This window comes from Microvirga soli (assembly GCF_016734765.1).
Classification (GTDB): Bacteria; Pseudomonadota; Alphaproteobacteria; order Rhizobiales; family Beijerinckiaceae; genus Microvirga; species Microvirga soli.
Genome location: NZ_JAERQE010000002.1, coordinates 74,924 through 100,167, shown reverse-complemented (window position 1 = coordinate 100,167; position 25,244 = coordinate 74,924). Strand labels below are relative to the sequence as shown.

General features: G+C 65.1%; 24 protein-coding genes and 1 tRNA gene. 11 read left to right on the top strand and 14 right to left on the bottom strand.

Annotated features, from left to right (window positions below):
* The first annotated feature begins 206 nt into the window (after nucleotides 1–206).
* The 3 genes from JKL45_RS02275 to JKL45_RS02265 all read left to right on the top strand — a co-directional run bounded on the left by JKL45_RS02275 (nucleotide 207) and on the right by JKL45_RS02265 (nucleotide 4,221).
* Nucleotides 207–2,417 carry a glycoside hydrolase family 3 N-terminal domain-containing protein gene (locus JKL45_RS02275; protein WP_312896899.1) on the top strand — a complete coding sequence of 737 codons (2,211 nt, stop codon included), beginning with the start codon at nucleotides 207–209 and terminating at the stop codon, nucleotides 2,415–2,417.
* Between the two features lie 85 nt (nucleotides 2,418–2,502).
* Nucleotides 2,503–3,294: a YoaK family protein gene (locus JKL45_RS02270; RefSeq protein WP_201859488.1), complete on the top strand. Its 792-nt coding sequence runs from the start codon at nucleotides 2,503–2,505 to the stop codon at nucleotides 3,292–3,294.
* Nucleotides 3,295–3,378: 84 nt separating this feature from the next.
* Nucleotides 3,379–4,221, top strand: coding sequence for a DUF1206 domain-containing protein (locus JKL45_RS02265; RefSeq protein ID WP_201859487.1), 843 nt, complete (start codon nucleotides 3,379–3,381; stop codon nucleotides 4,219–4,221).
* A gap of 20 nt (nucleotides 4,222–4,241) precedes the next feature.
* On the opposite strand, the gene JKL45_RS02260 is transcribed toward JKL45_RS02265, so the two are convergent.
* A tRNA-Arg gene (locus JKL45_RS02260) sits at nucleotides 4,242–4,318 on the bottom strand.
* Nucleotides 4,319–4,473: 155 nt separating this feature from the next.
* Here JKL45_RS02260 and JKL45_RS02255 point away from each other — a divergent pair.
* From JKL45_RS02255 to JKL45_RS02245, 4 genes are all read left to right on the top strand, one after another.
* A complete protein-coding gene (locus JKL45_RS02255; RefSeq protein WP_201859486.1) occupies nucleotides 4,474–4,686 on the top strand; it encodes a sugar phosphorylase in 213 nt (70 codons plus the stop codon).
* 130 nt (nucleotides 4,687–4,816) lie between these two features.
* Nucleotides 4,817–4,951 (top strand): hypothetical protein, encoded by a 135-nt coding sequence (locus tag JKL45_RS30435; RefSeq protein ID WP_281401666.1) that lies wholly within the window; start codon nucleotides 4,817–4,819, stop codon nucleotides 4,949–4,951.
* Nucleotides 4,952–5,103: 152 nt separating this feature from the next.
* Nucleotides 5,104–5,925: a thermonuclease family protein gene (locus JKL45_RS02250; protein ID WP_201859485.1), complete on the top strand. Its 822-nt coding sequence runs from the start codon at nucleotides 5,104–5,106 to the stop codon at nucleotides 5,923–5,925.
* Nucleotides 5,926–5,931: 6 nt separating this feature from the next.
* A complete protein-coding gene (locus JKL45_RS02245) occupies nucleotides 5,932–7,353 on the top strand; it encodes a M48 family metalloprotease (RefSeq protein ID WP_201859484.1) in 1,422 nt (473 codons plus the stop codon).
* Between the two features lie 81 nt (nucleotides 7,354–7,434).
* On the opposite strand, the gene JKL45_RS02240 is transcribed toward JKL45_RS02245, so the two are convergent.
* From JKL45_RS02240 to JKL45_RS02215, 6 genes are all read right to left on the bottom strand, one after another.
* Entirely contained in the window at nucleotides 7,435–8,307 is an 873-nt protein-coding gene (locus JKL45_RS02240; RefSeq protein WP_201859483.1) for an RNA polymerase factor sigma-32, read from the bottom strand.
* Nucleotides 8,308–8,471: 164 nt separating this feature from the next.
* Nucleotides 8,472–9,053 carry a CarD family transcriptional regulator gene (locus tag JKL45_RS02235; protein ID WP_190845493.1) on the bottom strand — a complete coding sequence of 194 codons (582 nt, stop codon included), beginning with the start codon at nucleotides 9,051–9,053 and terminating at the stop codon, nucleotides 8,472–8,474.
* A 358-nt stretch (nucleotides 9,054–9,411) separates the two neighbouring features.
* Nucleotides 9,412–9,750 carry a ferredoxin FdxA gene (gene fdxA / locus JKL45_RS02230; protein ID WP_201859482.1) on the bottom strand — a complete coding sequence of 113 codons (339 nt, stop codon included), beginning with the start codon at nucleotides 9,748–9,750 and terminating at the stop codon, nucleotides 9,412–9,414.
* 165 nt (nucleotides 9,751–9,915) lie between these two features.
* Nucleotides 9,916–10,218, bottom strand: coding sequence for an RNA-binding S4 domain-containing protein (locus tag JKL45_RS02225; RefSeq protein ID WP_201859481.1), 303 nt, complete (start codon nucleotides 10,216–10,218; stop codon nucleotides 9,916–9,918).
* 12 nt (nucleotides 10,219–10,230) lie between these two features.
* Nucleotides 10,231–13,437, bottom strand: coding sequence for a helicase-related protein (locus JKL45_RS02220; protein WP_201859480.1), 3,207 nt, complete (start codon nucleotides 13,435–13,437; stop codon nucleotides 10,231–10,233).
* Between the two features lie 203 nt (nucleotides 13,438–13,640).
* Nucleotides 13,641–14,501 (bottom strand): DUF3108 domain-containing protein, encoded by an 861-nt coding sequence (locus JKL45_RS02215; protein WP_201859479.1) that lies wholly within the window; start codon nucleotides 14,499–14,501, stop codon nucleotides 13,641–13,643.
* Nucleotides 14,502–14,735: 234 nt separating this feature from the next.
* On the opposite strand from JKL45_RS02215, the gene rpmB reads away from it, so the two are divergent.
* Both rpmB and JKL45_RS02205 read left to right on the top strand, forming a co-directional pair.
* The gene (rpmB, locus tag JKL45_RS02210; protein WP_201859478.1) at nucleotides 14,736–15,026 is read left to right on the top strand and encodes a 50S ribosomal protein L28; all 291 of its coding nucleotides are present in this window, start codon (nucleotides 14,736–14,738) and stop codon (nucleotides 15,024–15,026) included.
* 94 nt (nucleotides 15,027–15,120) lie between these two features.
* Complete coding sequence (locus JKL45_RS02205; protein ID WP_201859477.1) at nucleotides 15,121–15,744, top strand: queuosine precursor transporter; 624 nt, start codon at nucleotides 15,121–15,123, stop codon at nucleotides 15,742–15,744.
* A gap of 9 nt (nucleotides 15,745–15,753) precedes the next feature.
* On the opposite strand, the gene JKL45_RS02200 is transcribed toward JKL45_RS02205, so the two are convergent.
* The 5 genes from JKL45_RS02200 to JKL45_RS02180 all read right to left on the bottom strand — a co-directional run bounded on the left by JKL45_RS02200 (nucleotide 15,754) and on the right by JKL45_RS02180 (nucleotide 21,707).
* On the bottom strand, nucleotides 15,754–16,695 hold the full coding sequence (locus JKL45_RS02200; RefSeq protein WP_201859476.1) for a D-alanyl-D-alanine carboxypeptidase family protein: 942 nt from the start codon (nucleotides 16,693–16,695) through the stop codon (nucleotides 15,754–15,756).
* Between the two features lie 262 nt (nucleotides 16,696–16,957).
* Complete coding sequence (locus tag JKL45_RS02195) at nucleotides 16,958–17,962, bottom strand: esterase-like activity of phytase family protein (protein WP_201859475.1); 1,005 nt, start codon at nucleotides 17,960–17,962, stop codon at nucleotides 16,958–16,960.
* Nucleotides 17,959–19,857, bottom strand: a complete 1,899-nt coding sequence (gene cobT, locus JKL45_RS02190; RefSeq protein ID WP_201859474.1) for a cobaltochelatase subunit CobT — start codon at nucleotides 19,855–19,857, stop codon at nucleotides 17,959–17,961. The genes JKL45_RS02195 and cobT overlap by 4 nt, the downstream gene beginning before the upstream one ends.
* Nucleotides 19,858–19,971: 114 nt before the next feature.
* Nucleotides 19,972–20,961, bottom strand: a complete 990-nt coding sequence (gene cobS / locus JKL45_RS02185) for a cobaltochelatase subunit CobS (protein WP_201859473.1) — start codon at nucleotides 20,959–20,961, stop codon at nucleotides 19,972–19,974.
* 116 nt (nucleotides 20,962–21,077) lie between these two features.
* Entirely contained in the window at nucleotides 21,078–21,707 is a 630-nt protein-coding gene (locus tag JKL45_RS02180) for a J domain-containing protein (protein WP_201859472.1), read from the bottom strand.
* Nucleotides 21,708–21,796: 89 nt separating this feature from the next.
* On the opposite strand from JKL45_RS02180, the gene JKL45_RS02175 reads away from it, so the two are divergent.
* Nucleotides 21,797–22,063, top strand: coding sequence for a BolA family protein (locus JKL45_RS02175; protein ID WP_201859471.1), 267 nt, complete (start codon nucleotides 21,797–21,799; stop codon nucleotides 22,061–22,063).
* A 128-nt stretch (nucleotides 22,064–22,191) separates the two neighbouring features.
* Here the strand turns inward: JKL45_RS02175 and JKL45_RS02170 are convergent, their stop codons facing one another.
* Complete coding sequence (locus JKL45_RS02170) at nucleotides 22,192–23,358, bottom strand: acetyl-CoA acetyltransferase (RefSeq protein WP_201859470.1); 1,167 nt, start codon at nucleotides 23,356–23,358, stop codon at nucleotides 22,192–22,194.
* A gap of 135 nt (nucleotides 23,359–23,493) precedes the next feature.
* Between JKL45_RS02170 and JKL45_RS02165 the strand changes: the two genes are divergently transcribed.
* Nucleotides 23,494–24,072, top strand: a complete 579-nt coding sequence (locus JKL45_RS02165) for an LOG family protein (protein WP_201859469.1) — start codon at nucleotides 23,494–23,496, stop codon at nucleotides 24,070–24,072.
* Nucleotides 24,073–24,078: 6 nt separating this feature from the next.
* Here JKL45_RS02165 and JKL45_RS02160 read toward each other — a convergent pair whose 3' ends face one another.
* The gene (locus JKL45_RS02160) at nucleotides 24,079–25,236 is read right to left on the bottom strand and encodes a 2OG-Fe(II) oxygenase (protein WP_246498237.1); all 1,158 of its coding nucleotides are present in this window, start codon (nucleotides 25,234–25,236) and stop codon (nucleotides 24,079–24,081) included.
* Between the last annotated feature and the right edge of the window lie 8 nt (nucleotides 25,237–25,244).

The following is a 25,244-nucleotide window of genomic DNA, read 5'->3' as shown; positions in this document are numbered from 1 at the left end:
GCGGTTGCCTCGCGATAAAGTGTTACTACCTGACAAAGGAGATGATTGTGCGGCTTTCTGATGTCCATGGATTGGCGCGGCTAGAGCATCGTGCGGAAAAGTGGACCCGGTTTTCTGGTCACACGATGCTCTCATTCAAGAAGAAAGCTTCGGATTGGTCCCAAAAGTGCAAATCCACTTTTGGGTCCGATGCTTTAGCGCTTGCGGTGGTTTTGACGGCCTCTTTCGTCCCGCAGGCCAAGGCTCAGGAAACCGCCGCGCAAACCATCGAACGCCGCGTCAACGAACTCCTCGGGCAGATGACCCTGGAGGAGAAGGTCGGCCAGCTGAACTTAGTGTCGCACGGTCCGCCCCTACGCTGGGAGGACATTTCCGAGGGCAAGGCCGGGGCCCTGCTCAATTTCAACAGCGCTCCCGATGTCGCTCGCGCCCAGGCGCTCGCGCGCCAGAGCCGCCTCAAGATCCCGCCGCTCTTCGGCCTCGACGTGCTGCATGGGTTTCGTACCCAGTTTCCGCTCCCCTTAGGGGAGGCGGCAGCCTTCAGCCCCCGGGTCTCGCGCCTCGCATCCGAATGGGCCGCCAAGGAAGCGGCCTATGTGGGCGTGAACTGGACCTTCGCGCCGATGGCCGACCTCTCCCGCGACAGCCGCTGGGGCCGCATCGTCGAAGGTTTCGGCGAGGATCCCTATCTCGGCTCCGTTCTGACGGCTGCCCGCGTGGAAGGCTTCCGCCAGGGGGGCCTTGCCGCCTCGACGAAGCATTTCGCCGGCTACGGCGCACCGCAGGGCGGGCGCGATTACGACACCACCTACATCCCGCGCGCTGAGATGTACGACACCTATCTGCCTCCCTTCCGGGCTGCTGTGGAGGCGGGTTCGGCAAGCTTCATGGCCGCGTTCAATGCGCTCAACGGCGAGCCCTCCACGGCCAATCCCTGGCTGCTGACGGACGTGCTGCGCAGGCAATGGGGCTTCGACGGCTTCGTCACCTCCGATTGGGTGGGCATCGGCGAGCTGATCAACCACGGCATCGCGGCCAATGGCGCGGAGGCCGCCCGCAAGGCAATCCTCGCCGGTGTCGACATGGACATGATGGGGCTCCTCTACATCAAGCACCTGCCGGACGAGATGCGCGCCGGCCGAGTGCCGGAGAGCGTGATCGACGAGTCCGTGCGCCGCGTGCTGCGCACCAAGTTCCGCATGGGCCTCTTCGATAAGCCGGACATGGACCCGTCCCGCTCCGACACGGCCTTCCCGAATGCGGAGTCGCGCCAGGCGGCACGCGAGGTCGCACGAGAAACCTTCGTACTGCTGCAGAACCGCGGCGACGTGCTGCCCTTAGCCTCCAGCGCCCGCTCCATCGCGGTCATCGGCCCGCTCGCCGATGCGCCGCACGACCAGATGGGGCCGCATGCCGCCCGGGGGCACAAGGAGGACAGCGTCACCATCCTGGAGGGCATCCGCCGTCGCGCGCAGGGTGCCGGCATCACGGTGCGCCACGCCCCCGCGTGCGATCTCTTCTGCCGCGATACGGCGGGCCTGCCCGCAGCCCTTGAGGCCGCTCGCCAGTCGGATGTCGTGATCGCCGTCTTCGGCGAGCCGCAGGAGCTCTCTGGCGAGGCCGCTTCCCGCGCGCATCTCGAACTCAACGGAAAGCAGATCGAGGTGCTGGAAGAGCTTGCCAAGACAGGCAAGCCGGTGGCGCTCGTGCTGATGGGAGGACGGCCGCAGGTGCTCGGACCGGTGGCCGAGCGCATCCCGGCGATCCTGATGACCTGGTATCCGGGTACGGAAGCCGGACCGGCCGTGGCCGACGTGCTGTTCGGCGACGTGAGCCCGAGCGGCAAGCTGCCGCTCACCTGGCCCCGCGCCACCGGACAGCTGCCGCTCTACTACAACCGACTGCCCACCGGTCGGCCGACGAAGCCGGAGAATCGCTTCACCCTGCAATACATCGACGAGGCGATCACGCCGCTCTACCCCTTCGGCTGGGGCTTGAGCTACACGCAGTTTTCCTACTCGGATGCCGCGATGGCGCAAAAGCAGCTCAACCAAGGCGGGGTGCTGGAGGTCTCGGTGAGCGTGAAGAACACTGGCGCCCGTGAAGGCCAGGAGGTCGTGCAGCTCTACACCCGGGACCCGGTGGCAAGCCGCAGCCGACCTTTGCGCGAGCTGAAGGCCTTCGAGAAGATCGCGCTGAAAGCCGGTGAGACGAAGCGCGTGACCTTGCGGGTGCCCGTGGAGTCGCTCGGCTTCCATCTCGACGACGGCACCTATCTGGTCGAGGCCGGCGCCATCGAGGTCTTTGTCGGCGGCTCGTCGCTTGCCGAACCGGCCGGGCAGGCCGAGGTCATGCAAACCTTCCGGATCCCGCCCATGGAGCGGCGCGCCTCCGCGTCGACAAGCGTCGCTCAGTGATGGAGCATCGGCTGCCCGATCAGCGACGTTCGGGCAGCCCTCTGCCGCATTGGATCTCTTAAACAATCGGCGCTAGGCTTGCGCCATGAACGCCCAGTCGTCCAAGCCGGAGCCCCGGGACTTCACCATCCGTTCGGTGAAGGCCATTGTGGCCCATGAGCGGACGGGCGCAGCCGATACCCTGCTCGGCATGGCTCTCACCTTCGTGGCGGGCGCGATCAACGCCGGCGGCTTCCTGGTCGTCGGCCAGTATACGTCGCACATGTCGGGCATTCTTTCGGGCGTGGCCGACAATCTGGCCCTCGGCTCCATCAAGCTTGTTGGGTTCGGGCTCATGGCCTTCCTGCCCTTCGTCGCAGGAGCCGCCTGCTCGGCCATGCTGATCAACTGGGGGCGGCGCCATCATCTCGGCAGCCGCTATGCCATGCCGCTGATGCTTGAAGCCTTTCTGCTACTCGGCTTCGGCATCCTGGGTTGGCTCGCCCATCCCTCGCCGGCCTTCGTGACGCTCGCCGTGCCCCTCCTGTGCTTCATCATGGGCCTGCAGAACGCCACCGTCACCAAGATCTCGGGCGCCCGCATGCGCACGACCCACGTCACAGGGATCGTCACCGATATCGGCATCGAACTCGGAAAATTCCTGTACTGGAACCGGAACCCGGACAATCCGGACCGGGTTCTGGCGGACCGGGCCAAGCTGCGCCTGCTCGCCCTGCTCCTCGCCTCCTTCTTCATCGGCGGCGTGACCGGCGCCATCGGGTTCAGCCAAGCGGGTTTTCTGTTTGCCCTACCTTTCGCGCTCCTGCTGCTCGTGCTCGCCGGGCCTCCCCTGGCCGAGGACACCTCCACCCTGGTCCGGCAACTGCGGAAGCGCTGAAGCCCGTGCGCCACGTCTCCTTCGCCGAACGGAACATCGATGGAGGCTTGGCGGTTCACTCCTGACAGAGTGGAGCCGTCACCCATGCCCGATCTCAGCCGCAATCCTGTCGAAACCCTGGCCCGGTTCGGCTATGGGGCAAGAGGCGTGGTCTATGGCCTCGTCGGTGCCCTGGCGCTTCTCGCCGCCATCGGTTCCGGCGGACAAACCGGCGGCAGCCGCAGCGCTCTGCAAACCCTCGTGTCACAGCCGTTCGGCAAGGTCTGGCTCGTCCTGATCGCCATCGGGCTGTTCGGGTTCTGCGCCTGGCGCGTGTGGGAGGCACTCACCGATGCCGACAATCGCGGCTCCGACATGAAGGGCTGGGCGATCCGGGGCGCACATCTCATCAGCGGCGTCATCTACGCAGGTCTTGCAATCTCTGCCCTGAACCTCGCCCTTGGGCGCAGCCAGGGAGGCGGCGGCGAGGATCAAGGCGCCCAGGACTGGACGGCCTGGCTCATGAGCCAGCCCTTCGGCCGGTGGCTGGTGGGCCTCGTCGGCTTTGTCGTGATCGGCGTGGGCCTCGCCTTCATCGTGAAAGCCTGGCGCGGCCGCGTGGCGGACCGCCTGTCCCTGCCGACCGACAAGCGGGATTGGTTCATCACGATCGGTCGCATGGGGTTTGCAGCGCGCGGCGTCGTGTTCCTGCTGATCGGCGGCTTCCTGGTTCTTGCCGCCCTCCACGCCTCGTCGTCCGAGGTGCACGGGCTCGGCGGGGCGCTGGAGGCCCTGCAGCAGCAGCCCTATGGCTGGGTGCTCCTGGCGCTCACCGCGCTCGGCCTCTTCGCCTTCGGCCTCTTCGGCCTCATCCAGGCCCGCTACCGCCACATCGACGCCCCGGATCTCGACGACGCGAAAGCCGCCGTCGCGCGGGTCGGGCGATAAGCAGATTGCCACGGAAAAACTGGCGATCCCGGGAAGACTCGAACTTCCGACCTTCGGTTTAGGAAACCGCTGCTCTGTCCTGCTGAGCTACGGGACCGCTGAAGATGCGGGATTTAGCACGGTCGGCAGGGGCATTCCAGTGGGTTGCATCAGCGAAGGCAGGATCAGGCGGATCCTTGGCATGATTGCAGCGCCAGGCTGACGGAACTCCCCACGGCCAAGCCGGTTGGTGAAGGCAACTGGAGGCACATCATGGCGCAGACGCTTCGCGATTTCCTGAAACAGGTCGAGAACCGTCCCCCCGACACCCTGGTCTGCGTCGCTGAGGTGGATGAGGCCTTCGCCGCCCATGTGGCGGAGATCGAGGTCATCGAGGACGCGAAGTCTCAGAACCCGAAGGCGGAGGGAATCGAGGCGGTGGAACTCGGCAACGGCAAGGAACGGGTTGTGGTGATCCGCTGGTAGCCTGCAACGAGGTGGGTTTTCGCCCGAAATACCCTTGATCTGGCCGCAACATTACTTTGACTTTGCAACTGGCCCCTGAGGCAGCACCCCCGCCCCTCCAGGAGGCAATATGCGTCGGTCAGGATCGTTCATGACGGAGAACATCTCAAGGCCCCCGCAGGAGGGCCATGGCGGCTCGAACACTCGCGGCACGCAACCGCAGCAATCCGAACCAGACGCGCATCGCGAGCACGATGGGCCCAACGTCAACATGAGCGGTCAGTAGGGCGATGGGTCCCATGGGGAGAGCCGCGACCACAACAAGCACAACGACTCAGGGCAGAGCGGGCGCAGGCCGCAGCAGCACGAGCAGGAAAAGCACTGATCCGGCTCTTCCAAGCGTAGCCGTTTCGGCCTGAGCGGGTATGATCCCGTTCCATGACGGGATCGATCTTGCGGATGCTGCTGGCCCTGTGCTTCGGACCTGCCCTGGATATTGCCATCCAAGAGGCCATCGCACAGCCATTGCCGGCGCCTCGCCGGACTGCCGTATGCATCGGCGAGGCTCGGAGCGACCGGCTGCAGGGCCTCACGCCGGAAGGCGACCTCATCCTGGGCGCAGGGCAACTGGCCCGTCTGGCCGGGATCCGCCTTCCCGACGCTCCTCCTCATCGCGAGAATGCCCTCTCCTGGCTCAAAGCGCGAAGCGGTGAGCCGGCCCTCGTCCAGGGGACTGACAAGCACGACCGCTGGGACCGAATCTCCATGCGGATCAAGTCGCCCGGCGGCCCGCCGCTCGATTGGGCCCATGGATTGGTCGAGGCCAGCCTCGCTCTGGTCGATGCCGGGCTGGACAGCGTATTCTGCCAGCCCGAACTCCTTGCCCTCGAGGCCACGGCCCGCGAACGACGCCTTGGTGTTTGGGCCGATGACCGCTATAAGCCTCTCGATGCAAATCAATCCGAGCGCCTGCGCGAACGGGTCGGCAGCTTCGTGCTGGTCGAAGGCCGCGTCAGGAGCATCGGCGAGCGCAGGCAGCGCGTCTATTTGAACTTCGGGGGGCTCTGGGCAGAAGACTTCACGATCATCATCCCTAGGACAACCTGGAAGCAGATGCTGGATCGCGGCCTGGGCGTTGAGGCGCTCAAAGGCCGGCGGATCAGGGCCCGAGGCATTTTGCAGCCTTGGCAAGGGACGGCTTTCTCCATTGGAATGCCGGATATGATCGAACGTCTCGAGGGCGACCGCCCGGCACGATGAACGAGCATGAGCAGAACAGGTCGAACAGGTAGCTTCGGGATTGTCGGCAGCGTGATGCTCGCAGCCGTCCTGGCCGGCTGCTCGGGTTTTGGCGGGGATGTGTCGCTCCCGGCGAACGCCCCGCGGGTGATCGGCCCGGATCGCGACCGGGATCATGTGCGCCTCGTCAGGGCCTTCGGCGGCGAAGGCCGGGCACCGCAGCTCCAGCAACTCCTGACCGATGTGACGAACCGGCTCGTCATGGCCACCGACCGGCCGGACGAAGCCTTTCAGGTCACGATCCTGAACTCGCCCGTGGTCAATGCCTTCGCGCTGCCGAACGGTCGCCTCTACGTGACCCGCGGCTCGCTGGCGCTCGCCAACGACACGTCCGAGGTGGCGGCCGTCCTGTCCCATGAGATCGCCCACGTCACCCTGCGCCACGCCTCCCAGCGCAGCGAGCTGCAGGCCCGCTCGGCCCTGATCGAGCGCGTGGCCGAGAACGTGCTGAACGATGCCGAGGAAGCGGCCATGGCGCAGAACCAGGCCCGCTCGACGCTTGCCAGCTTCTCGCGGGCGCAGGAGCTCGAGGCGGACCAGACCGGCGTGAAGGTTCTGGCCCGCGCCGGTTTCGATCCGTTCGGAGCCCCGCGCTTCCTCACGTCGCTCGGGCGGTCGGGCACGAGTTCCGACGGACAGACAGGAGACCGGCTGGCCTCGCATCCGAGCACCAACGATCGCGTCTCACGGGCCCTGCAGGCCGCACGGCGGACGGAACTGCCAAACGGCGAGACCGGGCGGCTTGCCTATCTCAGCGCCCTCGAAGGGCTCTCCTATGGCGACGATCCGGCCGATGGCGTCGTGAAGGGCCGCCGCTTCGTTCATTCCCGGCTCGGCGTCGCTTTCGAGGCTCCCGATGGCTTCAGCCTCGAGAACACCTCCCAGGCCGTGCTCGGATCCTCCGCCGACGGCGATCGCCGCCTGCTCTTCGATGCCGCCGATACGCCCGAGGGCCAGAGCCTGGAGGACGTGTTGCGCTCCACCTGGACCGACACCATCGAGCCCGGCACCCTCACGACGGGCACGGTGAACGGCCTTCCCGTGGTCACGGCCTTGTCCAACGGCAAGGAGTGGACCTTCCGTCTCTCGGCCGTTCGGATCGGCAGCACCACCTTCCGGCTCATCATGGCGACCCGGGGCAACAGGGGCGATCTGGAGTCCATCTTCCAGCAAACCCTGAACAGCGTCCGTCAGGTGCAGCCCGAGGAGGCCCGGCGGATCAGACCCCTGAAGCTGCAGATCGTGGTGGCCCAGCGGGGCGACACCGCGCAGAATCTTGCCGCCCGCATGCCCATCGACCGGCCTCTCGAACGCTTCCTGCTCATCAACGGGCTCGACCGGAACGCCTCCCTAAAGGTGGGCGAGCGCTACAAGATCGTGGTGGAATAAAGCCGACGCCTGCAAGCCATAAAACGGCATCGGCGAGGCAGTTGCCTGCCTCGCCGAGCACGATTCAGAAAATCCCCTGCCTTAGACGAAAGCGCCGGAAGCCTGGGGGTAGCGCTCCACCAAGGCGCGCTTGAGCTTTTCCAGGGCGCGGTTCTCGATCTGACGGACACGCTCCTTCGAGATCCCGAGGCGGTCGCCCAGGAACTCCAAGGTCACCTGCTCGTCGTCGAGGCGGCGGGCGCGCAGGATGCGCAACTCGCGCTCATTGAGCACTTCGAGAGCCTGCTGCAGCCAGCGCACGCGGCGCTCGGTGTCGATGGAGTCCGTCACGGTCTCGTCGGGCAGAGGGCTGTTGTCGACGAGGAATTCGACCCGCTCGGCGGAGTTCGATGAATCGGCATCCAGCACCGGTGCATTGAGGGACGTATCCGGCCCCGACAGCCGGGCATCCATGAGCGCCACATCGGCTTTCGACACCCCGATCGCCTCCGCAATCTTCGCATGCACTTCAGAGGAGATGCGCTCTTCCCCACCACGGGTCAGACGGGCGCGCAGGCGGCGTAGATTGAAGAAAAGGGCTTTTTGCGCGGAACTCGTTCCGCCGCGGACGATTGACCAGTTACGAAGGATGTAATCTTGCACGGAGGCGCGGATCCACCAGGTCGCATAGGTCGAGAAACGAACCTCCCGTTCAGGCTCGAACCGGGCCGCGGCTTCGAGAAGGCCCACATGGCCTTCCTGAACCAGATCGGCCATAGGCAGGCCATAGTGACGGAAACGAGCTGCCAGCGCGATGACAAGGCGCATATGGGCAGCGGTCAGTTGATGCAGCGCCGCCTCATCGCGGTTTTCTTTCCAGCGCACGGCAAGAAGGTGCTCCTCTTCTCTTTCGAGAAAAGGCGCATTCATGGCAGCGCGGACGAACCGGCGGCGAACCCCTGAGATTTCTCCCATTGTGTGCTCGCCCTTGGCAGAGACACAACGAGCGAGGCCGCAAAAAGTTCACCTCCAGCAGCCAAGTTCGGCAAAATAGATTCCGGTCTTTGAAAAACAAGGTTCCGGACACAAAAAAGCCCGGCCTGAGGCCGGGCTTTCGAGGCATTGAGACAGGCGGCCGATCAGGCGGCCTCTTCCTGCATATCGTCGCCTTCCCCATCGCCATCCTCAGCGCCCTTAACGCGGCGCGGTGACTTGGCGAGGCTCTGCTCGATGAGCTTGAGGGCTTCCGTATCGGTGATCTTGTTCACGGCTGCGATCTCGCGCACGATCCGGTCGAGGGCGGATTCGTAAAGCTGACGCTCGCTGTAGGACTGCTCGGGCTGGGCCTCGGAGCGGTAGAGATCGCGCACGACCTCAGTGACGGCGATCAGGTCGCCGGAATTGATCTTGGCCTCGTATTCCTGGGCGCGGCGCGACCACATGGTGCGCTTCACCCGGGCACGCCCCGTCAGAACGTCCAGAGCTTTTTGGACCAGTGCCGGTTCGGCAAGCTTGCGCATGCCGACGCTGGAGGCTTTACCCGTGGGGACACGGAGGACCATTTTGTCCTTGTCGAAGGAGACGACGTACAGCTCCAGTTTGAATCCCGCGATTTCCTGCTCTTCGATGGCCGTGATGCGGCCAACGCCGTGAGCGGGATAGACGATCGCTTCACCGGACTTGAACCCAAGACGCTGGGCGGACTTCTTGGCGGTTGTCATGCGAGAGAGGCCTCCTTGCATGGCCCTCGCCTGAACGGCGAAGGGAGCTGTTGTCTCACCGGGCAGGGTCCCGGTGGAACGAGGATAGGATGTGAGTGTCACGGAAGTAGACGGTTCCGCTCGTCTCCCTGAGTCAGCCAGCGGCTACAAACGCTCATGCCCTTGACCAAGGCAGCAACGCTCCCTTAAGTCAAAGGATGCGAATCTTTGCTTCATTATGTGAACCGCCGGTCTGCAGAGACGGTGCACGGCTTGAGCGCAAGCGACGGCATTCACGGACCCTATCACAGGCCGGCCGAAAAAGCAAAAATATTTCAAAGCACAGCGTTAAGACAGCCCGTTCAAGCCAGGCTTGAACTCAGTCGCCTTCGCCGGGATTGGGCGAGAAATGCGCCTCGAACTTGCCCGCCACGCCGTCGAATTCCTTGGCGTCGGCAGGCGCATCCTTCTTGAGGGTGATGTTGGGCCAGCTCTTGGCCATGTCGGCATTGAGCTTCAGCCATTGCTCGAGCCCCGGCTCCGCATCGGGCTTGATGGCCTCGGCTGGGCATTCCGGCTCGCAGACGCCGCAATCGATGCACTCGTCCGGATGGATGACGAGCATGTTCTCGCCCTCGTAGAAACAATCGACCGGGCATACTTCCACGCAGTCCATGTATTTGCACTTGATGCAATTTTCAGTGACGACGTAGGTCATGCAGGGTCCTTCGCAGGTCTGTTTCAGGCGAGAGATGTATATGGTGCCGCACAAGCGCATCGTGCGGAAAAGTGGATCCGGTTTTCCGGTCCACACGATGCGCTCTTCAAAGAATGGAGCATCGGATGGATCCCGAAAGTGGAACCCACTTTTGGGTCCGATGCTCTAGCCCTTGTCAGGGTCGCTGACAAGCGCCGCATTGTCCTGGCTTAGATCCAGGTAGAGCAGCCTTGCTTCCGGTGCAGGGCCCCGGCGTTGCCCGAGCCCCTCAATCCGGACCACCAGGGTGGCCCGAGGAAGCGCGATGGTCACCACGTCCCCGACAGCCACCGCCTTGGCGGCGCTGTCGGTGCGTTGTCCATTGAGGCGAACATAGCCGCTGGTCACCATCTTGGCGGCCAGCGTCCGGGTCTTCGCGAAGCGCGCGAACCACAGCCACTTGTCGAGCCGCTGACGGTCCTCACGCATGCACTCAAAACCTCACTTCTTGTTATCCTCGAGCTGCGCCTTGAGGGCCATGAGCTTGGCGAAGGGCGAGTTCGGGTCCGGCTGCTTCTCGCGCCGATCGCGGCCACCATCCTGGCGGTTATCCGGGCGCTTGTCGGGCCGCGGCCCGCGGCGCTCCTCGCCACGGCGGCCTTCACCATGACCGGGTCCACGCGGCGGACGGTTCTGCGGGCGGCTGCCCTCCCCTTGCGCGTCCCGACGCTCGGGACGCGGCCGGCGCTCACCGGCCTGATCGCCCTGGCCCGCCCCGTGACGCGGGCGACGGTCGCCGCGATCCTGGCGCTGCTCGGAACGCTCGCCGCGCTCGTGACGGCCGCCACGGGCATCGCGGCCCTGGCGGGCCTGCGCGCCGTCGTGGTGGCGCCGGCCCTGGCGCCAGACCTCGATCATCTCGGGTTCGGCGGGAGCGGCTTCCGCAGGGGCAGTCTCAGCTGACGCATCGACTGGGGCCATCGCCTCGCCCTCGGGCGACGCCACGGCCTCGGCGGCGCTGGCCTCGACCTCCTGCTCGGAGACGGACGCCTCGGGAGCCTCGACGGCAACCGCACCAATTTCCTCGGTGCCTACCGCAGCTTCGGCTGTGTCAGTGGGAGCCCCCTCGGACGAGGCCTCTTCGGCCGGAGCGGCAGCCTCGCCCTCGGGGGCTGGGGCCTCGCCCGCCGGAGGCGGGGTCTGGGGCTCGATAGCCCGTGGGGCTTCCACCAGCGGCACGGTAATCGCCGGACCGGGTCGGCGGTCCATCACGTAGCCGAGCGACTTCAGGATCGTGGCGAAGTCCTCGCCGGCGCAGCCCACGAGAGACGTCATGGCAACGGTCGGCACGAAGCCCTCGCCGTCGGCGGTGCCCGCCGGCGGCTCGCCGGGGGTGATGCCGGGACGATAGGAGATTGCCGGGCGGATGAGGTCTGCCAGGCGCTCCAGGATATCGACGCGCACGGCGCGGCCGCCGAGCACCCGGAAGCCCGCAGCCCGATAGAGGCCATGCCCGATTTCCGGATCGACCGGAATCGAGGTGCGGCCGGACTGGGCGAGATGGGCGATCTCGTCGATGCCCTTCTGGTCGAGGCCGCCGTTCTGCAGCGCCCAGAGCTGGGTTGCGAGCACACGGGGCGCCGGCTTCAGCAGGGCAGGCAGGTAAAGATGATAGGCACCGAACCGCACGCCCGCCTTGCGCAGGGCGCTCCGGGCCTCCTGATCGAGGCTGCGGACGTCGTTGAGGACCTTGGCGCGCTCGAGCACGCCGAGCGCCTCGCCGATCTGGAAGCCGATGCCCCGGGCCAAGCCCTGCAGCTCCTGACTGTCCTCGAGCTGCAGCAGGGGCCCAAGCAGGCGCACCACATAGGCCTTGAGCCAGGCGCGCAGGCGGGTGTCCACCTTGTCCCGGGCCGGACCCGTGAGATGCTCGTCCGAGAGGATGCGAAGCTTGGGATCGAACAGCTTGTCGCCCGGCTCCAGCTTGGCCACCGGGTCGCCCATCCAACGGATGGTGCCGTCGTTGGACAGCACGAGCATCGTGTCGGGGGTTTCGGCGAATCGGTCCGCCCGCGCTTCGATCTCGCCGGCCAGCGCCTTGCCGGCGGCGTTGCGCAGGGTCTTGACCTCCGTGGTGTCGGCCTGGGGATCAGGCACGAAATGGAAGCCGTGCAGGTGACCGATATGCTGACCCTCGACAGTGACGTCGCCGGTGGTCGTAATTTCCGCTTCGAGCATCTTGTTCTCTCTCAAGCGCCGCATGAGAACGCTCGTCCGCCGGTCGATGAACCGTTGGGCGAGGCGTTCATGGAGCGCATCCGATAGCTTGTCCTCTACCTGACGCGCAACATCCTGCCAATGCTCCGGATCCTTCAACCAGTCGGGACGATTGGCAACGAAGGACCAAGTTCGGACCTGGGCGATGCGGTTGGAGAGGGTATCGATATCCCCATCGGTCCGATCCATAGCGGACAGATGGCGGGCAAACCAGTCGGCCGGGATGGCCCCGTCCTTCATGAGGAAACGGTAGAGCTGGCCGACAAGATCCGCATGGGTCTGCGGAGAAACTTTTCTGTAATCCGGCACCTGGCAGATCTGCCAGAGCCGCTCCACGGCATATTGCGAGCGGGCCATGGCCTGGATGTCGTCTTCACGGACCAGAACCTCGAGGGAGAGGATGTCCTCTCCCGTGGGAGCCCGCACGAGCCCATGCTCCCGCGGCTGCACCCCGAGCGAATCGCGCAGGCGGGCGAGCGACGAGAAATCGAGATCGGGATTGCGCCATTGCAGGATGCGAACCGGGTCGAAAACGTGGTTTTCGAGCGCCTGGACCGTCTCCGCATCGAAAGGCGGGCAGCGGCCGGAGGTGCCGAAGGTCCCGTCGCGCATGTAGCGGCCGGCACGGCCGGCGATCTGGGCCAGCTCGGAATTGTTCAGCTTGCGGAACTGGAACCCATCGAATTTCTTATCGGACGCGAAGGCCACATGGTTCACGTCGAGGTTGAGGCCCATGCCGATGGCGTCGGTGGCGATGAGATAATCCACGTCGCCGTTCTGGAAGAGCTCGACCTGGGCGTTGCGGGTGCGGGGCGAAAGCGCCCCGAGCACCACGGCCGCGCCGCCGCTCTGGCGGCGGATGAGCTCGGCGATGCCATAGACCTCCTCGGCCGAGAAGGCCACGATGGCCGAGCGCCGGGGCAGGCGCGAAACCTTCTTCTCGCCGGCGAACGAGAGCTGCGACAGGCGCGGCCGGGTGACCACGTGAACGCCTGGGATCAACGCCTCGATCACCGGGCGCATGGTGGCCGAGCCGATGAGCAGCGTCTCCTCTCGCCCACGCTGGTTCAGCAGTCGGTCGGTGAAGACGTGGCCCCGGTCGAGGTCGCTGGCGAGCTGGATCTCGTCCACGGCCACGAAGGCAACGTCGAGATCCCGGGGCATCGCCTCGACGGTGGAGATCCAGTAGCGCGGCCGGTCCGGCTTGATCTTCTCCTCGCCGGTGACGAGGGCGACGTTGTGGGCGCCCGCCTTCTCCACCACCCGGTTGTAGACCTCGCGCGCAAGCAGGCGCAGCGGCAGGCCGATCATGCCGCTGTCATGGCCGAGCATGCGCTCGATGGCCAGATGGGTCTTGCCGGTATTGGTGGGGCCGAGCACGGCCGTGACGCCGCGCGAACGCACCTGCGGGGGAAGGGAACGACGGGCCATGCCTGGATGACGGGTAATGCTTGAACGTCCCGGAGTAACGAGAGGCTGTACAGGCCGAACGCCGGAGCCGGAAGCCTTCTCTTCGAGGCAGCCCGGCCCTCGCGGCCGGCTGCGGGCTATGCCCTTATATGGGCGCGAACGCCGCTTTCGCTACCCGTGGCGGGTGCTTTCGCCAGGGATTCTCTGGGCTTCATTTTTAAAGCCTACTGTATGGTCCCTGCCTGGACGGCCTCATCCGCCCGCACGGCCCGGCGCATCGGCCGGGCTGCCTTGCCATCCCCTTCCAGCGACCAGAGCGAGGCCTGCATCTCGCCAACGCCGATCATCGTGCGCACGGAGACCTTCAAGGGGAAGAGCAGGCGCGGGCCTTCGACAGGAGCAAGCCAGACCGACATGTCCCGGTTTTCCTGCATGAACTTGGTGGCCGGCCGCTCGGGCCGATGGCCGGAGACCGGCACGTAGCGCGCATTGCAGACCAGAACCGGGCCGGAATAGCCCTCGACCTCGACATTCTTGGTCTCCGCATAGGTGAGAACCACGTTCATGCGGGAGGCACCGTCGAAGACGGGGATGGTCCGGTTACAATTGTCCGGATCGGTCAGGCCTTTCGACGCCACAGCCGGCATGAGCAGCGCACTCATAGGATCGACCACGCCGCGCTTGTCGGCGGGCTTGACCGGGATCCGGTCTTCCTTGGGCTCCAGCGGCGGATCGATCTCGACCTCGGCCACCCGGCCGCCCTTCAATCCCATGCGGACACTGCGCTGGTTGTCGGAGGTCTTCGATACGACGGCGAAGTTCCTTGAGCGAGGGCCGGCCTCAACGAGGGTGCCTGACGCGGAAGCCTCACCCTTCCCGCCGGTCAGGATCATAGCAAGGCCGGTCAGCTTCGCATTGCCCTGCATCTCGTACTTCTTTCCCTTGAAGGACGAGATCAGATCTGCTTTCCCTAAGGGCAATCCGGCGAGAGAGAGATCGTACGTCACCTTGAGGGTCTGCCCCTGAGCGAACGAAGCCGTTCCGGCAAAGGCTAAGGTGACGAGAGCTGAGGCGATGAGGCGCATAGGGCTGTTCCGATAGTCTATTCTGTTGCATCGCACGAGATTCGGAATAAATCGTGACCACGACGCCGAAAAAAAAGAGGGTGCGACGTCGTGCTATTCTTGACCCACACCCCTGTTTCGGCTTATAGGCTCGCACCTTCCAAGGACTTCTGGTGTCCGGCCGCGTGGGATCTGCGATCAAGCAAACCCGCGAATTGTGGTCGCGACCCTCACACGACGAATAGGATTGAACCCATGTCGCGCCGTTGCGAACTGACCGGCAAGGCCGTGCTGAGTGGCCACCTGGTGAGCCACTCGAACCGCAAGACGAAGCGGAAGTTCCTGCCGAACCTCTGCAACGTCACGCTCCAATCTGACGCTCTGCAGCGCTCCTTCCGCCTGCGCGTCACCGCCAGTGCGCTCCGCTCGGTCGAGCACCGCGGCGGCCTCGACGCCTTCCTGACCAAGGCCAAGGCTGAGGAGCTCTCCACCACCGCCCTGACGGTGAAGCGCGAGCTCGAGAAGAAGCTCGCCGCTGCGAGCTGATCTCTGATCGCTAAAAATCTGCTTGCGGGCGGCCCTGGTGCCGCCCGTTTTGCGTTGTCTCAAGGCTTAAGCATTGTCGGGTAGGGCCCAATCCATGACCCAGATCGATCGCCGCGACTTCCTCATTGCACTCACCGCAATGACCCTGGTCGTCCTCTCGTCGAACATCCTGGTTCAGCATCCCTTCACCCATTGGGGCATGGGCGATTACCTGACCTGGGGCGCCTTCAGCTATCCGTTTTCGTTCCTGGTCACCGACCTGTCGAACCGCCGCTTCGGAACCCAGGGGGCCCGTCGCGTGGTCTATGTGGGCTTCGTGCTGGCCGTGGCCCTCTCCGTGATCCTGGCGACGCCGCGCATCGCGATCGCGTCCGGCGCGGCCTTTCTGACGGCCCAGCTTCTCGACATCAGCATCTTCGCCCGCCTGCGCAACAAGGCCTGGTGGATGCCGCCCTTCATCTCCTCGGTGATCTCCTCGGGACTCGACACCGCAATCTTCTTCTCGTTCGCCTTCTATTGCGGCGTGGTGCCGGGCTTAGGCCTCACCATCAGCGAGATGCTGGGCCAGACGGGGATCGTGGACGAGTGCATCGCCCTCCCGTGGGTCAACTTGGCCATCGCGGATTACGGGGTGAAGCTCGCCCTGGCTGCCATCGCAATTGCCCCTTACGGCGCTATCCTGGCGCTCATGCGCCCGCGGCTGCAACGGACCGCCTGATCGCCATCGTTAATCGCGACGTCGTGAGACATCCGTACGCTTGGCGTCTCCACCGGCAACGACGGCACCCGCGACTGCGGGACCCTGCCGACCGCATTTGAGGCGGCGCAGATCGACACCGGGCGTAGGCCAGTTGGCCTTCAGCGTGCGGAGATTGCCGATTGGAGAGGTGTCTCCCGAGAGCCCGGCATCGAGCAGGTCCTTCGTAATCCGCGTCCGCACGGCCGCGCTGGGGGACCCGAGAACCACCGCGATGACGCGCCTGCCGCCGCTCACGGCCGAAGTGGCCACGTTGAAGCCGGAGGCGCAGACATAACCTGTCTTGGTCGCCTCGAGGGAGGCATAGTCCTCGATCAGCTTGTTCGTGTTCTTCAGCGTGCGTCCGTTGACCTCAATCGCCGGCGTCCTGAACAGGCTGGTATAGGTCGAATGATAGCTCAGCACGGCCAGCATCAGGACGGCCATGTCGCGGGCGTTGGTCACCTGGCGATCATCGTGCAGGCCGTTGGCATTGGCGAAGCGCGTTCCGCTCATCCCAAGGCGCGCGGCTTCCGCGTTCATCGCGGCGACGAAGGATGCCTCGCTGCCGCTCACGGCCTCCGCGACCGCGACCGCCACGTCGTTGGCGCTCTTGACCAGCATCACGGCCAAGGCATCCTCCAGGCGGAGAGACGTGCCCGCCGGAACGCCCAGCTTGCTGGGGGCTTGGGACACGGCCCAGGCACTCAAGGGCACGGACGTATCCATGGAGAGCCTGCCGGACCGGACTGCCATGAGGGCAAGATGCGCCGTCATCAGTTTGGTCAGCGATGCCGGGTGCCAGGAGCGAGTGGCTTCCTTGGCCGCCAGGATGTTGCCGGAAGAGGCATCCACCAGCAGCACGGGCGAAGCGCCGACGGGGGCGCTTGCCAGGGCAAGGCCGGCAGTCAACAGGATGGCGATCACCTTCATGGGCCAATGGCTCGGTGGGAGTCCCTGCTCTGGCCGCCATGGCCACTCATCTCATTCAAGATCACGCATTCTGCCATCATCGGATCCTCTCAGCCTCCCGCGGGGCAACGGGCAAATCTGCATCAGACGTGTCTGAAGAAAGCTTAGTTGCCTAAAGCTCAGGTCTTCAAGAGCTCTTTGAAGGTATCCGAAGAGATCCCGACGGCCATGAACGTGAGGAGAAGAACATCTGCTCATTCGCGAGGCAGCGCTCTCGGCCGCCTCATTCGGACAGCGCGAACTCCAGCAGGACGGTTTTCTGCAGGGAACTGAAGTTATTGTCGGAGATCAGCGACAGAACCGTCTCGCCGCCCTCGCGGTGAACGGCCAGCCCTTCCATGTTGTCGACCTGATGCGAGGACTCGCTTTCGTAGAGCACATCCCCGTCGATGCGTGCTCCCGGTCGGATCGCCGCCGCCGCGACACGGCGCAGGCGGCACGCAAAGCCGCCGAAGAGCGAAAAGCGGCGCTCCAGAATCACGGCATCGCCATCGGGCAGGAAGACCAGGTCGGTGACGTTATAGCCGCCAGAGAGGGCCACCTGGAAGTCTCCCTGCCGGGATCCTGTGAGAATGAATCCGCTGCCGCCCTCAGCAATGCCGATGAGCGCGCCGCTTAAGACTGAGCGTTGCGGCGCAACGGCAAGCGCCTCCAGGCCGCCATTGCTCGGCAGATCCCTCAGGGCTTTTGGAACGGGAATCGGAACGCCCCGGATGATGCTGCCGGCAGGATTGCGCTCGAAGCGGATGATGGCGTGGTTGCGCTCCGCACCGATGAAGACCGCGTTGCTCGAGAGCGCGAAGCTCTCCGTATCGTAGTAGCGAGAGCGCCGCATCGGGACGCCGTTGCCCAGGATCAGGGGAGACAGGACCGGACCGGACAAGCCCGAGAGACGCCCGTCCGCAGTTTCGATGCGGGCCTTCAGGATCTGCGCATTGTCCGCAAGGGCAATGATCTCCTGCCCGGTGCCGGAGCGCCACAGGCCGGAAAAGCCGCCGAAGGCCGACACATCGGAGCGCAGGATGGCCCCGGAGCGGAACATCAGCCTGCCGAAGCGGCTGCGGTCGGGGTCCGTGACCGAGAGGCGGCTGATCGGCTGCGCCTCGACGCGGATGGCGGTCGCGCCTCGAAAAGCCTGCGGGCGCTGCGCCAGCGCGACGCCCGTACAGGCGAGTGTCGCGGCAGTGGCCCCGCCGCCGATCAGGAAGTTGCGCCGGGTGAGCCTCAAGCAACGGCCTTGCGGCGCGGAGCCCCACGGGCCGGCGGTCCGGCATTCTCCTCGAACAGCTCCGCGAGCTTTTCGGTCATGACGCCGCCGAGCTCCTCGGCATCGACGATGGTCACGGCGCGACGGTAATAACGCGTCACGTCGTGGCCGATGCCGATGGCGATGAGCTCCACGGGCGAGCGGGTCTCGATCTCCTCGATGACATAGCGCAGGTGCCGCTCGAGATAGTTGCCGGGATTGACCGACAGGGTCGAGTCGTCCACCGGCGCGCCGTCGGAGATCACCATCAGGATGCGCCGCTGCTCGGGCCGGCCGAGCAGGCGCTTGTGTGCCCAGTCGAGAGCCTCGCCGTCGATGTTCTCCTTGAGCAGGCCTTCGCGCATCATGAGCCCCAAGTTCTTGCGCGCGCGCCGCCAAGGCGCGTCCGCCGACTTGTAGATGATGTGGCGCAGGTCGTTGAGGCGGCCCGGATTGGCCGGCTTGCTGGCCTGCAGCCACGTCTCGCGCGCCTGCCCGCCCTTCCAGGCGCGGGTGGTGAAGCCGAGGATCTCGACCTTGACGCCGCAGCGCTCGAGCGTGCGCGCCAGGATGTCGGCGCAGGTGGCCGCCACGGTGATCGGGCGTCCGCGCATGGAGCCGGAATTGTCGAGGAGCAGCGTCACCACCGTGTCGCGGAAGTTCGTGTCCTGCTCCTGCTTGAAGGAGAGCGGCTGGTACGGATCCATGATGATGCGCGGTAGGCGCACGGGATCCAGCGTCCCCTCCTCAAGGTCGAATTCCCAGGACCGGTTCTGCTGCGCCATGAGACGGCGCTGCAGGCGGTTCGCCAGACGCCCGACCACGCCCTGGAGATGGGCGAGCTGCTTGTCGAGATAGGCACGCAGGCGCGTCAGCTCATCCGCATCGCAGAGATCCTCCGCGTGGATGATCTCGTCGAATTTCTGAGTGTAAGCCTTGTAGTCGGGCCCACGCGCTTCATTGGAGCGCGACGGCGGGCGCCAGGATTCGCCAGCATCCTCCGAGTCGGCTTCTTCGGATTCCTCAGGCATCTCGCCGGAAGGACCGTCGGCCTCTTCCGTGGCGCCGTCTTCCATCTCGTCGCTGGAATCCTCGCTGATCTCCGTTTCGGCCCGGTCGCCCTGGCTTTCCTGCTCGGATTCGCCTTCGCCCTGCTGCTCCTGCTGCTCGGATTGGTTTTCGTCCTCGTTCTCCTCATCCTCGGAATCGAGAGACGCCTCGTCGGCCATGTCGAGGGAGGAGAGCAGGTCGCGGATGTTGCGGGCGAAGCTGCGCTGGTTCTCGATGTTCTTGAGCAAACCGTCGAGGTCGCGCCCGGCCCGGTCCTCGATGAAGTCGCGCCAGAGATCGACGATCTTGGCCGCCGAGGCGGGCGGCTTCTGTCCGGTCAGGCGCTCGCGCACCATGAGGGCCACGGCATCCTCAAGCGGCGCATCGGCCCGGTCCGTGATCTCCTCGTACTTGCCGCCGCGATGGTAGCGGTCCTCCAGCATGGCTGTGATGTTGGACGAGATGCCGGCCATGCGCCGGGAGCCGATGGATTCCACACGCGCCTGCTCGACCGCGTCGAACACGGCACGCGCCGCCTGGCCCTCAGGGGCGAGCTTCCGGTGGAGAGTGGTGTCGTGGCAGGCGAGCCGCAGGGCCATGGCATCGGCATTGCCGCGCAGGATCGCCACGTCCTGCGAAGTGAGCCGCCGCGGCGGCTCCGGCAGGCGGGCCTTGTCCTGGCCCATGAGCACCGGGCGGTCGGACGCAAAGGCGACCTCAAGATCGGGCTTGCGGGCGATCGCCTTCATGGTGCCGGCGATGGAGCGCTTCAGCGGCTCCGCCGGCGCTTCCTTCTTCTCACCTGGCTTGCGGTTCGAGATGGACATCGAATTCCTTCATCCGTCATCCCGGCTAGAGCATAGTGGAGAGCCGGGATCGCTTAAACCAGCGAAGCTCCTAACGATCCCGGATCGCGCCCGTGGCGCGTCCGGGATGACGCCTTATGACAGCACCATGTTGACCGCGCTCTCCGGCAATTCCTTGCCGAAGGAGCGCTGGTAGAACTCGGCCACCAGGGTGCGCTCGAGCTCGTCGCACTTGTTGAGGAAGGTGACCCGGAAGGCGAAGCCCGTGTCGCCGAAGATCTCGGCGTTCTCGGCCCAGGTGATCACCGTACGCGGGCTCATGACGGTCGAGAGATCGCCGTTCATGAAGGCCGAGCGGGTGAGATCGGCCACGCGCACCATCTTGTTGACGATGTCCCGACCGGCCGAATCCTCCTGGTAGTGCTTCGCCTTGGAGAGGACGATGTCCACCTCCTTGTCGTGCGGCAGGTAGTTCAGCGTCGTCACGATGGACCAGCGGTCCATCTGGCCCTGGTTGATCTGCTGGGTGCCGTGATACAGGCCCGAGGTGTCGCCCAAGCCCACCGTGTTGGCGGTGGCAAACAGGCGGAAGGCCGGGTGGGGCCGGATCACGCGCTTCTGGTCGAGGAGCGTGAGCTTGCCCGACTGCTCCAGCACGCGCTGGATCACGAACATCACGTCCGGCCGGCCGGCATCGTACTCGTCGAACACGAGGGCAACGTTGTTCTGCAGGGCCCAGGGCAGGATGCCGTCCTGGAAGGCCGTGACCTGCTTGCCCTCCTGGAGCACGATGGCGTCCTTGCCCACGAGGTCGATGCGGGAGACGTGGCTGTCCAGGTTCACGCGCACGCAGGGCCAGTTGAGGCGGGCGGCCACCTGCTCGATATGGGTGGACTTGCCGGTGCCGTGATAGCCGGTGATCATCACGCGGCGGTTGCGCGCAAAACCCGCCAGGATGGCCAGGGTCGTATCCCGGTCGAAGAGGTAGTCGGGGTCCAGATCGGGCACATGCTGCTCGGCTTGCGAGAAGGCCGGGACTTCCAGATCCGAGTCGATGCCGAAGACCTGTCGCACGGACACCTTCATGTCAGGCGTCAAAGTCGCTGTCTCGGTATGTGCCGTCATAAGGGGCCTCTTGTTCGGATCGATGTCGTGAAGGTGTCATGGGCTTCTTAAACCCCATGACGGAATGGTGCAATTTCCTAATCGGCCTATCGACCCTCCCTGAAAGGATATTGTCTTCAGCAGAGACCGGCACTTTTGAGGGTGTCGTGCGCCTTGATGATGTCGCGCAGGCGCTCCTCGAAGGAGCGGTCGCCGCCATTGGCATCCGGGTGGAATCGCTTCACCAGGGATTTGTATTGAGCCTTGATGGCGGGCCCATCGGCGGTATCGTCGAGGCCGAGGATGTCGAGGGCCCGGCGCACCGCCCCCGTATAGCGCGGGCGCTTCGGCTCAGGCGAGGCCCGGCGCGTGCGGGCCTGGGTAAAGTCCTCTCCCCGGAGAACGCCGAGCGGATCGACATATTCCCACTCGCGGGGCTCGGCCTTGGCACCCTGCCCTTCGCCAGCCGCCGCGGAGTTTACCCCCATGGCCCAGGTCGGCCGGTGGCCGATGATGGAATCCTTCTGGAATGCCGCCACGGCGGTGTCGGACATGCCGGAGAAATAGTTGTACGACGCGTTGTACTCGCGCACGTGCTGGAGGCAGAAGCGCCAGTACTGGCCCTCCCGGTCACGCCCCTTGGGTGCGCGGTATTCGCCGGCGGCCTTGCAGGCAGGATGCTCGCAGACAGGCCCCTTGGTCTCCTGCGGCTCGTCACCGGAAGACTTGATGCGGATGCGGTCGAAAAGAGGCGAGTTGAGATCCATGATTCAGCGATTATGAGTGTCTTGAGGCTTTGAGCCAAGGCCTGAGCGCTTTTGGCCGCAGACCCGTTCAAAAAGGTTTACAGATCAGAATGACCCTCACCCACTGGATCACACAGACGCTGCAGGAGAACCTGCAGCCGACCGAACTGACCGTCACCGACGAATCAGAGAAGCATCACGGCCATGCAGGATGGCGGGAGGGCGGTGAAACTCACTTCCACGTCTATATCGTGTCCGACGCCTTCTCCGGCAAGAGCCGCGTGGAGCGTCACCGCCTCGTGAACGGCACGCTGAAAGGCGCCTTCGACAGGGGCCTGCACGCCCTGGCGATTCAGGCCAAGGCGCCAGGGGAGTAGGCGGCTCAGATCAGTGTCATTCCCGGCCGGAGCGTCAGCGCAGAGGAAGGGAATCCACCCGACACTCAGGGCCATGGATCCCCTTCCCTCGCTCCGCTCGCCGGGGATGATAAAGCCCTAGAGCTTTGTCACTTGATCCGCTCGAGCACGCTGACGTAGTTCGCCACCGCGGCGCCGCCCATGTTGAAGATGCCGCCGAGCGCCGGGTTCTTCACCTGAATGCCGCCGGCTTCCTCGCAGAGCTGCATGGCGGACAGCGCGTGCATGGACACGCCCGTGGCCCCGATGGGATGGCCCTTGGCCTTGAGGCCGCCGGAGGGGTTCACCGGCAGCTTTCCGTCACGATTCGTCCAGCCTTCCTTGACGGCGATCGCGCCCTGGCCGCGAGGGGTCAGGCCCATGGCCTCGTACTCGATGAGCTCGGCGATGGTGAAGCAGTCGTGGGTCTCGACGAAGGACAGGTCGGAGAGCTGGATGCCGGCCTGGGACAGGGCCTGGCGCCAAGCCTCCGTGCAGCCCTCGAACTGAACGATGTCGCGCTTCGACATGGGCAGGAAGTCCTGCGCGTGGGCGGTGGCGCGGAAAGCGACCGCGCGCTTCATCCGCAGCGCCGTCTCCGTGTCGGCCAGCACCAGGGCGGCGGCGCCGTCGGAGACCAGCGAGCAGTCGGTGCGCTTCAAGGGACCGGCCACGAACGGGTTCTTCTCGCTCTCGGCCCGGCAGAAATCGAACCCCAGGTCCTTGCGCATCTGCGCGTAAGGATTGTCGACGCCGTTCTTATGGTTCTTGGCCGCGATCATGGCCAGCGCATCGGACTGGTCGCCATGGCGCTGGAAATACGCGCCCGCGATCTTGCCGAACACGCCGGCGAAGCCGCCGGGTGTCTCGCCATCCTCGGGCAGGTAAGAGGCCTTCAGCAGGTTCTTGCCGATCTCAGGCCCCGGCGTGCGGGTCATCTGCTCGACGCCCACCACCAGTACGGTCTTGGCACGCTTGGCCTCGATGGTCTTGATGGCCTGATGCACGGCGGCCGACCCCGTGGCGCAGGCATTCTCGACACGGGTCGCCGGCTTGAATCGGAATCGGTCATTGGCCTGGAACACCAGGGAGGCGGTGAAGTCCTGGGCGGAGAAGCCGGCATTGAAATGGCCGAGCACCACCTCGTCTACATCCTCGGGTCCGATCCCGGCATGCTCCAGCGCCTCATTGGTGACGCGGACGATCAGGCTCTCGACGGTCTCGGCGTCGAGCTTGCCGAAGGGGGTATGAGCCCAGCCAACGATGCAGGCGGTCATGGAGGTCTCCTCAAGGATTGTGCTGTTGGGCACAAGGTGGCCCTCTTTGGGTCATTCAGCAAGTCGGATGCCATCTTGAGATTGACGCCAAGCTGCGGTTCATCATGGCGCGAAGCGAATCATGAAGGACGGCCCATGCGCCTGTGCGTCTTCTGCGGCTCGAATGCCGGTCAGGATCCTGTCTATCTCAACAACGCCCGCGCCCTCGGTGAAGCCTTGGCCGCAAGCGGGATCGGCCTGGTCTATGGCGGCGCCTCGGTCGGGCTCATGGGTGCCGTTGCCGATGCCGTTCTCGACAAGGGCGGCGACGTGATCGGCGTGATGCCGAAGGCGCTGGTGGACAAGGAAATCGCCCACAAAGGTCTGAGCGACCTTCGGGTGGTGGGCTCCATGCACGAGCGCAAGGCCCTGATGGCGGAGCTCGCCGACGGCTTCATCGCCCTGCCCGGGGGCCTCGGCACCTTCGAGGAGCTGTTCGAGGTGTGGACTTGGGCGCAGCTCGGCTACCACCGCAAGCCCTGCGCGCTCCTGAATGCCGGCGGCTTCTACGACAAGCTGACCGACTTCCTGGACGACGTGGTGGAACGTGGCTTCGTGAAGCCGATCCACCGCGCCATGCTGATCGTGGAGAATGACCCGGCGGTTCTCATTCAGGCCATTCGTGCTTACGAACCGCCGCAGGTCGACAAGTGGATCAAGGCAGGCGAGCGATAATTCCAATCACGCTCTGTAGGCGCCGACGCCCTCGCCGAGATGGGCGTTATTCGCTTCACGCACCTTCGCGGCCTCCTCGTCATAGAGGAACGGCAGGAAGGCAAAGCGGCGGCCTTTCGTGACGCGAGAGACCGCGTGCAGAAGCGGGCAGGAGAACACCACGGCACCGCCGGGTGGAGCCTTGTAGCTGCGTGGCCCATATTCCGGGAAGCTCACCTCGCCACCCTCGAAATCGCCATTGAGGTTGATGGACACCGCAAAGCGGCGATGGGCCGTGCCGCTCGTGGTGTTGTCGCGATGGGCGCGGAAATGCCCGCCATCCTCCGCCGCATAGCAGGAGACAATGTAGCGCTCCATGCGTGAGGGCTTGAAGAAATGCACCCGCTCGATCTCGGGATTGATGCGGCGGATGATGCGGTGCTGCACCTGCCGGATCAGGTTCGGGTCGGCGATGGTGTAGTCCTTGCGGCGCTTGTGGTTGGGATCGTGCGCAGCAACGGTCTTGCCGTTGACCTCGCGCATGAAGCCCGATTCCTCGCCGCCATGCTCCTCGTAAAGACCGATCAGGTGCTGGCAGAACTCGGGCTCGAACACGTCCGGAATGACCAGCACAGGCGCCGGCAGCTCGAAACCGGCATAATGGCTGACCGGCGGCAGGTCGCGCAGGTAGGCCATCACCTTCTCACGGTCGCTGCCATTCTCCTCGAAGGGAAATATGGCGCGCACGCGCAAGGAAGGATTGAGCACCATCCAGAAGCGTCGGATCGGGACGGGCCCCTGCCCTGGCTGGACATTGCGCGGCAGGGCGCCATAGAGGCGTCCGACCGTGCCGTCGAAATCCCAGAAATGGCGGATGCCCGGGACGATCTGTCGGGCACGATCCTCGGATTGGTCCGACGGATCGACGCTCACACCGAAGAGGGCGATCTTGTCGTCGTCGAACAGGGAGCGGTGCTCGCCCTGGAATGACGCCAGGGTTGCCCGCCCGACCTCGTCCGAGCCCATGCCGTAAAAGCACAGGACGATGTAGCGGCCCGCCACCGTGTCGAAGCTGAAATTCGGATTACTGGTCGAGTTCTGTTTGAACCATGGAACCGGATCGCCCACCTGGAGAACGCGATAGGCAGGTTGCAGGGTTTCGGGAGCAGCAGCGTCTGTCATCATCAATCCGA

Excerpts from the sequence above, each read along its gene's own strand:
- JKL45_RS02270 (WP_201859488.1), top strand. The coding sequence starts at position 2,503 with ATGAACGCCCAGTCGTCCAAGCCGGAGCCCCGGGACTTCACCATCCGT.
- JKL45_RS02265 (WP_201859487.1), top strand. The coding sequence starts at position 3,379 with ATGCCCGATCTCAGCCGCAATCCTGTCGAAACCCTGGCCCGGTTCGGC.
- JKL45_RS02255 (WP_201859486.1), top strand. The coding sequence starts at position 4,474 with ATGGCGCAGACGCTTCGCGATTTCCTGAAACAGGTCGAGAACCGTCCC.
- JKL45_RS30435 (WP_281401666.1), top strand. The coding sequence starts at position 4,817 with ATGACGGAGAACATCTCAAGGCCCCCGCAGGAGGGCCATGGCGGCTCG.
- JKL45_RS02250 (WP_201859485.1), top strand. The coding sequence starts at position 5,104 with ATGACGGGATCGATCTTGCGGATGCTGCTGGCCCTGTGCTTCGGACCT.
- JKL45_RS02245 (WP_201859484.1), top strand. The coding sequence starts at position 5,932 with ATGAGCAGAACAGGTCGAACAGGTAGCTTCGGGATTGTCGGCAGCGTG.
- JKL45_RS02240 (WP_201859483.1), bottom strand. The coding sequence starts at position 8,307 with ATGGGAGAAATCTCAGGGGTTCGCCGCCGGTTCGTCCGCGCTGCCATG.
- JKL45_RS02235 (WP_190845493.1), bottom strand. The coding sequence starts at position 9,053 with ATGACAACCGCCAAGAAGTCCGCCCAGCGTCTTGGGTTCAAGTCCGGT.
- fdxA (WP_201859482.1), bottom strand. The coding sequence starts at position 9,750 with ATGACCTACGTCGTCACTGAAAATTGCATCAAGTGCAAATACATGGAC.
- JKL45_RS02225 (WP_201859481.1), bottom strand. The coding sequence starts at position 10,218 with ATGCGTGAGGACCGTCAGCGGCTCGACAAGTGGCTGTGGTTCGCGCGC.
- JKL45_RS02220 (WP_201859480.1), bottom strand. The coding sequence starts at position 13,437 with ATGGCCCGTCGTTCCCTTCCCCCGCAGGTGCGTTCGCGCGGCGTCACG.
- JKL45_RS02215 (WP_201859479.1), bottom strand. The coding sequence starts at position 14,501 with ATGCGCCTCATCGCCTCAGCTCTCGTCACCTTAGCCTTTGCCGGAACG.
- rpmB (WP_201859478.1), top strand. The coding sequence starts at position 14,736 with ATGTCGCGCCGTTGCGAACTGACCGGCAAGGCCGTGCTGAGTGGCCAC.
- JKL45_RS02205 (WP_201859477.1), top strand. The coding sequence starts at position 15,121 with ATGACCCAGATCGATCGCCGCGACTTCCTCATTGCACTCACCGCAATG.
- JKL45_RS02200 (WP_201859476.1), bottom strand. The coding sequence starts at position 16,695 with ATGAAGGTGATCGCCATCCTGTTGACTGCCGGCCTTGCCCTGGCAAGC.
- cobT (WP_201859474.1), bottom strand. The coding sequence starts at position 19,857 with ATGTCCATCTCGAACCGCAAGCCAGGTGAGAAGAAGGAAGCGCCGGCG.
- cobS (WP_201859473.1), bottom strand. The coding sequence starts at position 20,961 with ATGACGGCACATACCGAGACAGCGACTTTGACGCCTGACATGAAGGTG.
- JKL45_RS02180 (WP_201859472.1), bottom strand. The coding sequence starts at position 21,707 with ATGGATCTCAACTCGCCTCTTTTCGACCGCATCCGCATCAAGTCTTCC.
- JKL45_RS02175 (WP_201859471.1), top strand. The coding sequence starts at position 21,797 with ATGACCCTCACCCACTGGATCACACAGACGCTGCAGGAGAACCTGCAG.
- JKL45_RS02170 (WP_201859470.1), bottom strand. The coding sequence starts at position 23,358 with ATGACCGCCTGCATCGTTGGCTGGGCTCATACCCCCTTCGGCAAGCTC.
- JKL45_RS02165 (WP_201859469.1), top strand. The coding sequence starts at position 23,494 with ATGCGCCTGTGCGTCTTCTGCGGCTCGAATGCCGGTCAGGATCCTGTC.
- JKL45_RS02160 (WP_246498237.1), bottom strand. The coding sequence starts at position 25,236 with ATGATGACAGACGCTGCTGCTCCCGAAACCCTGCAACCTGCCTATCGC.